At 44.8% G+C, this 13,408-nt stretch carries 11 protein-coding genes and 1 other annotated feature; of the genes, 1 reads left to right on the forward strand and 10 read right to left on the reverse strand.

Going from position 1 to position 13,408, the window contains the following annotated elements; genetic code table 11:
- Positions 1-61 precede the first annotated feature (61 nt).
- Both MHH60_RS04110 and mntR read right to left on the reverse strand, forming a co-directional pair.
- Positions 62-1,750 carry a family 10 glycosylhydrolase gene (locus tag MHH60_RS04110; protein WP_076134505.1) on the reverse strand — a complete coding sequence of 563 codons (1,689 nt, stop codon included), beginning with the start codon at positions 1,748-1,750 and terminating at the stop codon, positions 62-64.
- Positions 1,751-2,012: 262 nt separating this feature from the next.
- The gene (gene mntR, locus MHH60_RS04115) at positions 2,013-2,438 is read right to left on the reverse strand and encodes a transcriptional regulator MntR (protein WP_036682880.1); all 426 of its coding nucleotides are present in this window, start codon (positions 2,436-2,438) and stop codon (positions 2,013-2,015) included.
- Positions 2,439-2,631: 193 nt separating this feature from the next.
- Here mntR and splB point away from each other — a divergent pair, with 193 nt between their 5' ends.
- Positions 2,632-3,708, forward strand: coding sequence for a spore photoproduct lyase (gene splB / locus MHH60_RS04120; RefSeq protein WP_076134506.1), 1,077 nt, complete (start codon positions 2,632-2,634; stop codon positions 3,706-3,708).
- On the opposite strand, the gene MHH60_RS04125 is transcribed toward splB, so the two are convergent.
- The 8 genes from MHH60_RS04125 to MHH60_RS04160 form a co-directional block, all read right to left on the reverse strand.
- The gene (locus tag MHH60_RS04125) at positions 3,705-4,418 is read right to left on the reverse strand and encodes a cytochrome c biogenesis CcdA family protein (protein WP_076134507.1); all 714 of its coding nucleotides are present in this window, start codon (positions 4,416-4,418) and stop codon (positions 3,705-3,707) included. The genes splB and MHH60_RS04125 overlap by 4 nt on opposite strands.
- A 191-nt stretch (positions 4,419-4,609) precedes the next feature.
- Positions 4,610-5,413: a metal ABC transporter permease gene (locus MHH60_RS04130; RefSeq protein ID WP_036682884.1), complete on the reverse strand. Its 804-nt coding sequence runs from the start codon at positions 5,411-5,413 to the stop codon at positions 4,610-4,612.
- 355 nt (positions 5,414-5,768) lie between these two features.
- Positions 5,769-6,518, reverse strand: a complete 750-nt coding sequence (locus MHH60_RS04135; protein WP_036682888.1) for a metal ABC transporter ATP-binding protein — start codon at positions 6,516-6,518, stop codon at positions 5,769-5,771.
- A gap of 34 nt (positions 6,519-6,552) precedes the next feature.
- The gene (locus MHH60_RS04140) at positions 6,553-7,551 is read right to left on the reverse strand and encodes a metal ABC transporter solute-binding protein, Zn/Mn family (protein ID WP_076134508.1); all 999 of its coding nucleotides are present in this window, start codon (positions 7,549-7,551) and stop codon (positions 6,553-6,555) included.
- A gap of 204 nt (positions 7,552-7,755) precedes the next feature.
- Positions 7,756-9,768, reverse strand: a complete 2,013-nt coding sequence (gene metG, locus MHH60_RS04145; protein ID WP_076134509.1) for a methionine--tRNA ligase — start codon at positions 9,766-9,768, stop codon at positions 7,756-7,758.
- A 47-nt stretch (positions 9,769-9,815) separates the two neighbouring features.
- Positions 9,816-10,076 (reverse strand) — a binding site (T-box leader).
- A 40-nt stretch (positions 10,077-10,116) separates the two neighbouring features.
- Entirely contained in the window at positions 10,117-10,380 is a 264-nt protein-coding gene (gene yidD / locus MHH60_RS04150; protein WP_036682893.1) for a membrane protein insertion efficiency factor YidD, read from the reverse strand.
- 2 nt (positions 10,381-10,382) lie between these two features.
- The gene (locus tag MHH60_RS04155; protein ID WP_036682896.1) at positions 10,383-10,844 is read right to left on the reverse strand and encodes a Fur family transcriptional regulator; all 462 of its coding nucleotides are present in this window, start codon (positions 10,842-10,844) and stop codon (positions 10,383-10,385) included.
- Positions 10,845-11,071: 227 nt separating this feature from the next.
- Positions 11,072-13,309 (reverse strand): copper amine oxidase N-terminal domain-containing protein, encoded by a 2,238-nt coding sequence (locus MHH60_RS04160; protein WP_076134510.1) that lies wholly within the window; start codon positions 13,307-13,309, stop codon positions 11,072-11,074.
- Positions 13,310-13,408 lie beyond the last annotated feature (99 nt).

Raw genomic sequence — 13,408 nt, forward strand, 5'->3', positions numbered from 1 at the left:
TTCTATTGCTTATCTATGAGCACGGGGGAGCATTCATGACTCCTTATCTAGAACAGTTATCTTATTTGGACTGAAAATAAAAGGTCAGCAAATTTGATAATCCAAACGGATTGCGGACTACAATGTCATTTGCTCTGAACATAATGCTGCCTGCAACCTCTTTATATTTCTCATTATATTTAAGCTGGTTGATGATTTGGTCGCCACTTTGCCATTCTGCTTTCTGGTCACTTGCTCCAACCTTATAAGCAGCTTGCCCAATATAGAGCTTAACATTCGTATTCTCTACTTCTTTAACCCACCAATCTACTAGCTTATCGTAGCGGGCAGTGCTAAAGGACAAACTCCAATAAATTTGCGGTGCTACATAGTCAATCCAGCCTTGCTTGATCCATGTCCGAACATCGGCGTACATATCGTCATAAGCGGTAACTCCAGCTGTGGTATCCGAACCTGTGCTGTCTTTTTTGATATTACGCCATACACCAAACGGACTAATTCCATAAGAAACCTTCGGTTTCACCTTATGAATCTGTTCTCCCAATTGACGGACAAATTCATTAATATTATCGCGGCGCCAATCCGCCTTAGAGGACAGGTTCTTCGTGTTATAAGTCTTATAAGCAGTATCATCGGCAAAAGATACCCCTGAAGGATAGAAATAATCATCCAAATGGACACCATCTACATCATAGCCTTTGACGACCTCCAACACTGTATCGATAATGTGCTGGCGGGCTGCTGGGATCCCTGGATTGATGTATTTTTTACCTCCGGCGTCCACAATCCATTCCGGATTTGACTTAGCCACATGATTACTTGCTAATGCGGATGTAGAAGCATCCGTTGTCGCGCGGAATGGGTTGAACCATGCATGGAACTGCATACCGCGTGAATGTGCAGCGCTGACCATATAGCTCAACGGGTCATAACCCGGATTTTTTCCTTGGGTGCCGGTCAGCACCTTAGACCAAGGAACTAGAACAGAAGGGTACAGGCTGTCTGCTGAGGTTCTAACCTGTACAAAAACAGCATTAAAACCCACAGCTTTTAGCTTGTCCAGCAGATTATCAAATTCTTGTTTTTGTTTCGCTTCGTTACCTGCAGAAGCTACTGAAGGCCAGTCCAGATTAAATACTGTAGAGATCCAGGCTCCCTTCATCTCCTTGTTAGCCGACGCACCAGGAATACTTGGAACTGTTGGCGAGGTCGGTTTTGGAGTCGCTGTAGGAGCTGGGGTCGGCGTTGGTGTAACGACTGGAGTCGCAGTAGGTACTGCTGGTGTTTCCGGATCAGCAGCCTGCGGCGGCTCTGTATTAGAGTACAAAGAAATATGTTTGGTAGCCTGATCCCAGATAACCTGTAACCCCAATTGTTCACTTACAAAACGAAGCGGCACCATAACCCGTCCCTGCTTAATCTGTACTGAGGTGTCGAGGGCTACAGAAGCATTATTAACTAATGCACTTTTCTGGCCACTGGTCAGCTTGATCTCTGTATCTCCTTGCGTGATTGTTACTGTCTTACTGCTTTGATTCCAAACTACTCCAGCATTCAACCCTTTACTAATGACGCTAATTGGCACCATCGTTACATTCGAAGCTGTGATATACGGCGGCACATCGCTTGCCAGCGCCTCGCCATCCAGTTCAATGGTAATCTGCACAGCTGCCGCACGTGCCCCAGGAGACCATAAAGGCAGAAACAATACTAATACTAGCAATCCCAACATCCATTTACGATAATTCATAATTCCTCCCCAAATCTAAATAATATGTATCCTATAAAAAAAGAAAAAACGGATCAATCCTCCAAGTTGATGTACCGATTCCACCCTTCAAAAGAGCGGTATCAGTCTCAGCCAGAAAAAGGACTTATCCGTTTTGACGCTAAAAACTGGGAAAGGTTGCACTAAACAAAATAGAAACGGCTATACCATCAAGTAGTTTATGCTCAACAAAGCCTTGCTGGGCATAACTTTAAGGACGGTATCCGTTTCGGGAAAAAACATTTCAAGAATCGCTTGCCAGTTCATTGTGAATAGCATATAAAGTCTGCAGACGTTCTTCATCGCGGCGGAAATATTCCACCAACGTTTCGATACGTGTAATCGAATCCCAACTCAGGTGGTGCTCGATCCCTTCAACATCATTATAGATAAATTCCTGCTGTACTCCGATCAAACCGAGGAATTCTTCCAATAGTTGATGACGATCAACAAGACGTTTCCCTACTTTTTTCCCTTTGTTGGTTAGGACAAGCCCACGATATTTCTCATAGATGAGATATTCGTCCTTATCCAGTTTTTGGATCATCTTGGTCACAGAGGAGGGGTGTACTTCCAGTCCCTCGGCAATATCCGAGACCCGCGCATAACCTTTCTCATCAATGAGCTTATATATGCGCTCCAAATAATCCTCCATGCTGGGTGTTGGCATTAAAATTTACCTCTTTTCTATAATGAACCTGGCGCCGAGCCAAACCTTGCTCTAACAATGATACATGTTTCTAACGCCCCTTGGCAAGTCCTTCAAGAGAACATGCTGAGGAGTTACCCATGATTGCCATGCTTCTAATGAGACTCAGTTAGGCATAATAAACGTACTCATCTTTCAGAAGGAGCGTGAATTCATGACTATTGTGACACCTGAGACCCCTCCCGTAAAAAGAACCAGAAAAGCTACAGCCCTTTTTGTCCCCGAGCTTGTTTTCTTCGAGCCGGATGCTTTAAATTACCCGAAAGGTGAACGGATCATGGAATGGGTGAAGGCTAACAATATCCCCTATCGTATGACTACATCGCATAACCGTATAATGAATTTCCCGGGTGACACAGAGGTCGAGCAATATAAAATTGCCAAAAGAACACTTGTAGTCGGCCTGCGCAAAACCTTAAAGTTTGACCAATCCAAACCCTCCGCAGATTATGCAATTCCGATCGCAACTGGCTGCATGGGCCACTGCCATTATTGTTATTTGCAGACTACTTTAGGTGCAAAGCCTTACATTCGTGTATATGTAAACACCGAAGACATCATTGACGCCGCAAAAAAATATATCGAGGAGCGCAGCCCTGAAATCACGACTTTTGAAGCAGCCTGTACCTCAGATCCGTTAGGACTGGAGCATATTACCGGGTCTCTGTCTGAACTCATCTCATTCATGGCAGCGGAGCCCCTTGGCCGCCTGCGCTTTGTGACCAAATACCAACATGTTGAACCTCTACTCGATTTGCAGCATAACGGACATACCAGAATTCGTTTTAGCGTGAATGCTGACTATGTGATTAAAAATTTCGAGCCTGCTACCTCACGGTTTGAAGAGCGAATTGAAGCGGCTGGAAAGGTTGCCCGCGCCGGCTATCCACTGGGCTTCATTATTGCCCCAATTATTTGGTATGACGGCTGGCAGGAAGGCTATGCAGAGTTGCTGGCCAAATTAGCCAAGACCCTTCCGCCAGAAATCGGAAAAGGTCTAACCTTTGAAATGATTCAGCACCGATTCACCAAAACAGCCAAGACTGTAATTGAGAAGCGTTACCCGAAATCCAAACTAGAAATGGACATGGAGAAACGCAAAAAGAAATGGGGCCGCTGGGGACAGAACAAATATGTCTATCCGGATGAACAGCAAACCGCCCTGCGAGAATTTATCACAGAGCGGATTTTCGAGCATTTTCCGGAAGCAGGTATTGATTACTTCACCTAAAAAATCAGCCAATCCGGTGTTATTCCTTGTAGCCACACTGTGATCCGGAACATTTGATCCGTGAACAGCAAAACACCCATAAATACCATAAGGACGCCGCCAATCTTCATCAGCAGATTCGAATACTTGAGGATACGCTTCACTCCGCCTAGGAAAAAGGCTAAAAGAAAAAATGGCAAAGCAAATCCGATGCTATACGCGGTAATCAATGTAAACCAAGTGCCCGGGTCGCTTGCCGAAAGAGCAATAATTGCCGTCAAAATCGGTCCGATACAGGGTGACCAACCCGCAGAAAAACCAATCCCGAAAATAAAGGAGCCCACATAACCCGCCGGTTTCCATTTTAAATCAAGCTTCCGTTCGCGAAGTAGAAACTGGGGCTGAAAAATCCCAAGCAAAAATAAACCCATTACAATAATTAGAATCGCCGACAATTGCCGGATCAGATCACGCTGGCCATTAAAAAATTGCCCGAATAACCCAGCTCCAAAACCAAGTGTGTAAAAAACTGCAGAAAAACCTAATATAAATGCCAATGTATGAGTCAGAGTGCGTACACGAACCTCTTTAGAGTTGCTGCCTGATTTTAATTGTTGAACAGATAACCCGGTAATGTACGATAAATAAGAGGGGTACAGCGGTAAACAGCATGGCGATATAAACGATGCCACCCCTGCGGCTAAAGCAATTCCTGCATTGATATTAGACAAAATAGCGGCTCTCCTTCCGGCATTCGAGTCACTTCATGGAGCTGTTTATGGCTCCTTTTTTTAATATAAGAAAGGATAAATTCATCATCATTGCTTTTCTTATATTTCTCGCCTAAACGCTTATCGTCCTTACAAGGACACCGAAGGCGTTTATGCTTGCCTAATGCGATACCGATTACTTAATTCGCTGTTTATGCTGGCAATCCCTTTTTACCGATCAAGGTTAATACCAATAATGATATGAGCAAAAGCACAATAGTTGCACCGGGAGCCAAATTCCAGACGCCAGCTACCACTAGTCCACCTACAACGGCAATCTCCGAAATAATAACCGCCAGGATGACCGAGGATTTAAAGCTACGGGATAGCAATAAGCTGATTGCAACCGGAATAGTCAACAAAGCAGATACCAACAGCGAGCCTACGATCTTGATGGCTGTGCTAATCACAAGTGCTGTCAGAATGGTGATCAGCATGTTAAGCAGTTTCACCGGAAGCCCGCTTACACTTGCTGCATCCTCTTCAAAGCTAAGCAAAAAGAACTCTTTAAAGAACATCGAAACTACCACTACAACAGCTATAGTCACTATGCCTACCACGATCAAATCGGTATTATCGAGTGTATAAATGCTGCCGAACAAATAACTCATTACGTCAGCATTATACCCTTTTCCTAAGGTGAAAAATAGTGAAGCCAACGCCACTCCGCCCGACATTATAATGGCAATCGACAGCTCCGCATAACTCTTATAAGCCTTGCGAAGCTTTTCAATCGCGAAGGACGCTACCACTGCAAAGATAAGGCCTGCGCCCAGCGGATAAAATCCTGTTAGAAAACCGAGTGCCACCCCCGCTATAGTAACATGAGCCAGCGTATCTCCGATCATGGATAATCGTCTAAGCACAAGAAAAACGCCTATAAGCGGCGCTGTTATACCAATCAGCAGTCCGCCCGCAAGCGCCCGCTGAAAAAAATCGCTAAATAGTATTTCCAACTTAAACTCTCCTTCATACAAAACTCAAACCATATTAAAGCCTTTTTCAAACCATTTCCAAACCATTTTCAAACCTTTATCGATCCCTCCCAAACCCTCCCTTCCAAGGGAGGGCCCCAAGGGCTCTGCCCTCTGGACACCCGTTAAGTGCAACTAGCGTAGGAGTTAGTATTACTGAACATAGATAGGTCGGGGAAAGATCGCTTTCGTCCCTAAAGGGACACGCTTGCAGACTGGCGGTGCCTAGATACGAAAAAGATTAAGACAACTAGGATTGAGTCCCCGACTTCCGCACTCGCACACTATGTATAGCTCTAATCGCAGAAAAAGCTGCGATTCAGAGTTTAATTATGACTTAAGAGAGCGTGTGCTGCAGGTTCTCTTCTGTGCAATTCTGGAGATCATGTGAGTGGCGGGAGTAAAAGTTGATTTTACCATTTGTCTGCACGGGCTCATGACCTAAATAATTTTTGATCATGTCGATATCATGTGACACCATCAGGAAGGTCATATGATGATGAGCATGCATATGGGTAATTAATTCAAAGAATCCCGCTTGTGATTCGGCATCAATACCCACGGTAGGTTCGTCCAAAATCAGCAGGTCAGGATGGTTAATCAGCGCCCGAGCCAGAAAAACACGCTGCTGCTGACCGCCTGACAGCTGGCCTACTCTTTTCTCCGCAATATCTTGTATCCGCATGACTTCAAGTGCATCCTCACATTGACGATGCTGAGCCTTAGATACTCTGCGAATCAGATTCTTGTTATTATATAGACCTGACAGAACTACTTCACGCACCGTTGCTGGAAACAACGGGTTGAAGGCATTTTTTTGCGGAACATATCCGATCCGTTCCCAGTCTTTAAACTTGCGGACAGGCGTTCCGAATAATTTAATTTCACCACTGCTCGCTGGAAGCAAGCCGACGATCATTTTCATCAATGTTGTTTTACCAGCACCATTAGAACCAATGATACCAAGGAAATCTCGTTCTCTTACACTATAGTTAAGATTCGATATCACCTTCTGTTCCCCATATGAAAAAGAAAGATCCTGTATATCGATGATATGCTGATGGCAGTCCAAGGATACCGATTGCATGCTTAAGTACCGCCTTTCCCTTATACTTTCCTTATTATTGTAAGGCCATAATCAGATTTTGCAAATTTTTCTCCATCAGAGTGAAGTAATTATCGCCGTTCTTCTCTTGCTCCGCAGTAAGTCCCTCTACCGGATTAAGCACCATAGTGGAAACGCCCGCTTCGGCTGCCAGAGTCTTAGCCAGTTTATCGGAGACAAGCTCTTCAAAAAAGATATACTTAATACCTTCATCTTTTACCATTTTCGCAAGCTTCACTAAATCCTGTCCGCGCGGCTCGGCGTCTGGCGAAAGTCCCATAATCGCATGCTGATCCAATCCATAATCACGGGCAAGGTAAGAAAAAGCCTGATGTGATACTACGATCTTATGGTTGGGCAGCTTAGCAAGCTCCGCTTTGAATTTACTGTCTAACGCCTGCAAACGTTCCGAAAGGTTATTGTAACGCTCTTCATAACCTTCTTTATGCTCAGGATCCACGGACTGAAGGCTTTCTTTAATATTCTGAGCCATAGTAATGGCTGATTTTGGACTTACCCAAGTATGCGGGTCCGTATGCAGGCTGTCTCCTGAGGCATTACTGTTATGATCCGTATCCTCATTTTGATGAGACTCTTCCTCACTTGCCCCATGATCATGCCCGTCATCTTCATCGGTCATGATATAATCAATACCTTGGCTTACTTCAACCGCCTTAACTTTACTGCTGCTATCAAGGCCTTTTAAAAAGTTAGGAACCCAACCTTCTAAGCCTGCACCGTTATATAGAAATAGCTGTGCCTTAGAAGTGTTAATAATGTCCTGACTGCGCGGTGTCCAATCATGTGGCTCCACACCCACTGGAAGCAGGTTAATAGCATTGATATCTTCCCCGCCAATCTCCTTAGCAAACTCGTAAATAGGATAAAAGGTTGTAACTACATTTACTTTCCCTTCAACTATACTTCCACTGCTCTTAGGTCCGCATGCACTTAGTGTAAATACCAGTACCAGTGCAAGGACGAGCAAACTTATACGCGATTTCATTGCCGCCATTATATTGATCTACCCCTCAAATCGTAAATTTTACTATTAGTAGTATAATAGTAATCGTTACGATAAGTCAACAAAGAAACCTAACTCAGAAGAAAGGACGATATCCTCCTTTATAAAAAGGAATGCTCCCACAACCAACCCGGCTGAAGGAGCATTCCCTTGTTCAAGCAAATCTCATTAAAAAATTTCTACAACAGTATTGTCTTATTTCACTACTGCTCCGTTTGGCATGCTGTCCGGCACGGTAGCGATCGTTAGCTGGTCACCTTTAGAAGCCGCCAAAATCATCCCTTGGGACAACTCCCCACGCAGCTTCACCGGCTTAAGGTTTACGATACAGATCACTTTACGTCCCACCAGCTCTTCCGGTGTATAGAATTTCGCGATACCAGAAACCACTTGCCGTTGTTCATAACCCAGATCCAGTTGCAGCTTCAGCAGCTTGTCAGCTTTTTTCACTGGCTCTGCAGCAATAACCTGAGCTACCCGCAGCTCTGCTTTAGCGAAATCGTCAATGCCGATTTCCTCTTTATGCTCTTCCACTGGCTCGGAGTCCGCTGCAGCAGGAGCAGCCGCTTCCGCCACTTCAGCAGCCGCTTTGCCAGCGCCCATAGCCTCAGCAATATAAGCTACCTCTTGCTCCACATCCAGACGTGGGAAGATTGGATTGCCTTTCACCAGCTTTGTTCCTGCCGGAATCAGGCCAAAGGTCTTACCGCTATCCCAAGTCGTTAACTCACCAGGCTGAATACCCAGCTGTTCCCAGATCTTCGCTGGTGTTTGTGTCAAGAACGGCTGCAGCAGGATTGAAGCGGTACGCAGACCTTCCACCAGATGTCTCATCACAGAAGCCAACTCGGCAGTTCTATTCTCATCTTTGGCAAGTACCCAAGGTTGTGTCTCATCGATATATTTGTTGGTGCGGCTAATGAATATTCCGATAGCTGTCAGCGCCACGGAAAACTCCATTTTTTCCATAGCTTCTTCTACTTTGGCATAAGTATTCTCAGCCGCAGCTTGAAGCTCACCATCAAATGCTGTTACATTCCCGTCATATGCCGGAATCTCGCCTGCAAAATACTTTTCAACCATAGCCCCTGTACGGTTCAACAGGTTACCAAGGTCGTTGGCAAGGTCATAGTTAACCCGGTCTACAAAGCTTTCCGGTGTGAACGTGCCATCCGAACCAAACGGTACTTCGCGCAGCAGGTAATAACGTAATGCATCCAAGCCATAACGATCAATCAGTGTCACAGGATCAACTACGTTACCTTTAGATTTCGACATTTTTCCATCTTTCATGAGCAACCAGCCATGGGCAAATACCTTTTTCGGAAGGGGTTCACCAAGCGCCATCAGAATGATCGGCCAGTAAATCGTATGGAAACGAACAATTTCTTTGCCGACGATGTGTACATCCGCAGGCCAGAACTTGTCATACAAGCTGCGGTCCTCGGAACCATAACCCAGAGCAGTAATATAGTTAGTCAAAGCATCAATCCACACGTACACGACATGCTTCTCGTCGCCCTTAACTTTTACGCCCCAATCAAAGGTTGTGCGGGAAACTGCAAGGTCTTCCAGTCCGGGTTTGATGAAATTGTTAATCATTTCGTTCTTACGGGATTCCGGCAAAATAAACTCAGGATTCTCCTCGTAAAATTGCAGCAAACGATCCGCATATTTACTCATCCGGAAGAAATAACTTGCTTCCTTCACCAGCTCAACCGGGTGACCGCTATCTGGGCTTTTTGCACCAGTAATCACGCCGTTGTCATCACGCACAATATCAACTAATTGCGTTTCTGTGTAAAAGGTTTCATCTGGGATACTATACCAGCCCTCATATTCACCTTTATAGATATCTCCTTGCTGCAGCAACCGATCAAAAATATCCTGTACCACTTTTTTATGACGCTCTTCCGTAGTACGAATGAAGTCATCGTTCGAAATGTCCAGCTTGCGCCATAGCTCCTTAATACCAACAACAATGTCGTCTACGAACTGCTGAGGGGTCTTTCCTGCTTCCTCTGCCTTCCGCTCAATCTTTTGTCCATGTTCGTCTGTACCGGTTAGATAACGCACTTCGTAGCCGCGCAGACGTTTGTAACGGGCCATTGCGTCTCCTGCCACGGTTGAATAAGCATGTCCGATATGTAGCTTGTCACTCGGATAATAAATTGGTGTCGTTAGGTAAAACGTTTTTTTCTCACTCATTCAGTAATCATCCTTTCTTATTAAAAAACAAAAAACTCCCGCCCCCATAATGGGGCGAGAGTATAACTCACGCGATACCACCCAAATTTCCTGTCCCTTCACAGAGCACAGGCTTCGCCAGTTCCCTCCCGGGAACTGTCCATTAACGCTGGAACACGCTGTTATCTTACGTGAACCTCAATTGCAGTTCCCGCTCGAACACAGTTCCTCCCGGACCATATTCAATCTAACGTTCCATACCGGATTTCAGCACATTCCGGCTCTCTGTAATGGACGTAACGATTTACTTATCCGTTCTTCGGAATTCATACTATTACTTGTGAATATACCCAAAGGTAAGGCCCCATGTCAAGTCGCAGGGGCAGAATCCTTCTCAGCAGATTCATCTTGAAGAGGCGGCACAGGATCAAGTCCTCCAGGATGAAAGGGATGACATCTGGCAATCCGCTTAGCTGCAAGCCATGAGCCTTTCAGTGGACCATGGACTTCAATGGCTTCCAGGGCATAGGCAGAGCAGGTTGGATAGAAGCGGCAGGTTGCAGGTTTAATAGGGGAAATGTACCTGCGGTACACCCGAATAGGCGCCTGAATCGTTCTGCGTAGGGTCACCATTTCTAAAGTCCCTTTTGTTTATCTGATGCTGCAACTAATTCTTCTTCCCGGTTCTCTTCACATTCTTTGCAATAACCGAACACCTCAAATTTATGCTTGACTACCCGGAATTGATCGGGTGTATCCGTTAAATTCATCGGGCAGAAATTAATCGGGTAGGTCTTTTGGCATTGAAGGCAGATCATATGATGGTGATGATCCTGATGATTGCAGCTTCCCTTGAACTTCACTCCGTCTTCAAAGACAATCTGTTCAAGCACACCAAGCTCTTCCATTACACGAAGATTGCGGTACACCGTATCAAAGCTAAGTCCGCTATACTTGCGGCCCATATGCTCATATACATCCTTCGCTGACAAATATCCCTTATTCTCGCCGAATAACTGGGCAAGCGTTTTGCGTTGGTCGGTGATTCGCAGTCCTTGCCCCGACATGACTTCTAATATTTGTTCTGTCGACAGCATACGCTCATCTCCCATAAGATCAGTTCATTTATATTTTCACTCTCTTAATAATGCCCCAAAATAAATGCCCCGTCAATGAAGCACCATGAAGCCCCCCTACGCAACCTCTGAATTATTATATTTAAACAAAAGCCCGGCTGCGTATTCCTTTACGGAATATTCAGCCGGGCTTTTGTTGTAGTTAATTCCCCAATAGAGCTTATAGGGATTAGGTATATTTCTATTTGTTATTTCTTTGCTGGAAGTGGAGTGATGAGGAAATTGACCGGCAAGTTACTGCCTGAGGCTGCTGTGAACAAAATCTCCACAGAACCGCCATACTCACCACTACGATAAACCACACTGTTCATGTCAGCATTCGAGAGACTTCCCACGCTTGGCATATGCACGATTTGGTTATTAACCATAACCGGCCCCATATAGTTACCGCCACGTGGATTAAACGTAATCAATGAGTTTGGTGCAACATTTTCGAATCTGATCTTGTATAATACCCCGAAATTACCGGCATTGGATGCTTCCGTACCTGCCATTGGGTCCACGCCAGCCAGGTTCTTATCACTGGAATTATCGCCTAGCAGAAGTTTTGCAGGAGTTTTTCCTACCTCATCAGTAACCGTGATAATACGAGTAGAATCTTCGTAAGTTCCCCGATTATGCACTCCGTCTCGATCCAGAACTGGAAGTGTTGGAAGTGTAGTCAGTGGATCTTTATTCGCATCAATCAACATGACGTTATAATCGATTGGATAATCACTAAATAAGTCCGCTTGAAGTGAAACAATTTCACTTGGTTTCATAGCAATTTGGTTTAGATCCGTCAGAATTGAGACACTTTCCCCTGGTTGCAGAACAATCGTTTTATAATGCTCATTTGTAAGCATAGATTTCCAATAACGTTCTACAGACATTTTACCAGTACCTTCAGGATATGTGCTTGGGCCTGCAAAGCCCACATATTCGGTTGTAAGCGTCGTTGGGTACAGATTGTTATTCGTAGCAATCACATACACTTTAGCTTTAATATTCAGGTTATTCTTGTGGTGAATCAAGAAGCGGGTTTTACCCAATGAAGTCTCACGGTAAGTAACACCTTCTGTATACACCGTTTCTGGACTGTTACTGCGAATTAGTTTATAAGGCTCGGAAGAAAGATTATAAGCTACTTGCTGCCAAGTAGGAACCATTGATCCATCGATGCTAAACACACTGCCCGGAGATGCAAATAATCTGTTGAAATCTTCTTTACTGTACAAGATTTCATCCGAAATATTAACGGTTTTCTCAAAGGTGCTGATCGCGCCGTGTGAATCTTTTACTTGGACCGCAATTGTCGCTGGACCCGGAGTAAAGAAAGCCTCGGCCTTGTTCGTCCAAGTTACAGTAATTTCATCACCATCAGGATCGTTACTTAGATCGGTATAAGTAATCATTTCACCCATCTTGTATGAATCCTTATCTGTAGTGAAATTAGCAACTGGAGGTGTATTAGGTTTAAGCACTGTGATGGTCATGGTGTAAGGATCACTCCACTGTTGATTCGCATCCATTACAGAATAGGTTACTACATAATATCCTGGTTGATCATAGATATCCTGCTTGTTACCTCCCCAGCTTTCGTCCACAATAGCTACACCATTTGGTGACGAGCTGGAGGTTACGAAGGTCACTGGTTCACCGGCGTAAATTTCAGTTGGCACGGTGAAGGAAGCTTTAGGTTTGTTGTTTAATGTAAGAATTACTCTTTTTTGCACATTATCAACGGTATAAGGAATGCCCAGTGCCCCAGTTATGGATGTCAAAGGAACCATGAATGTACCCTTGTATTGGTAAGCAGGACCTTTCATTGTCTTCTTTACACCATTAACTGTATAGACCTTGCTGTCGGTCTTAAAGCGCATAACGTCGCTTCCCTTGGTAACAATGGTTTCTTTCGTTTTATAATCATAAACGTATTTCACGCCTACACGTTCTACCATAGCCCGGATCGAAACGTAGGATACGCCGTTTTTCACTGCCATAGGCTGATTAGCCAAATATTCCTGGCCGTTCTGATACATTTTGTTGCTGTTCATCATAAGGATAAGTTGATTGCTAGCCGCAGCACGAGCACCATCTGTTGTTGTAGTAGGATCTGTAGTAACTCCAGGTGTTGCAGTTGGAAGCGGTGTTGCAGTAGGTGCAATTGTTGCTGTAGGTTCAACAGTAGCCGTAGGATCAACTGTCTCTGCAGGAATTGGAGTTGGTGTTGGTGTCGGTGACACTACTCCTCCTGGCGTCTCCGTCGGCAATGGCGGCAATGGATCAGTAGATTCTGGCATTACCTCCGGCGCAGCTGAAACAACTGTCCCTACTACAGTAGTATTACTTGGGGTATTATTGACAGCTTCAGCAAAAGCCGGCACTGCCGCGGCGGCCTGAGATACGGCCAAAACAGCAACTAACGTTAACTTTTTCAAATCCATGATATAACTCCTCTGCTCCTATTTGTAAATATAAGTAGGTCTCTGTCTTTTTCATACTCCTCTTATATTCCCCGCAAAATGCTGCCACCCACGGTAGGG

The organism is Paenibacillus sp. FSL H7-0716 (assembly GCF_038002705.1).
Classification (GTDB): Bacteria; Bacillota; Bacilli; order Paenibacillales; family Paenibacillaceae; genus Paenibacillus_AQ; species Paenibacillus_AQ odorifer.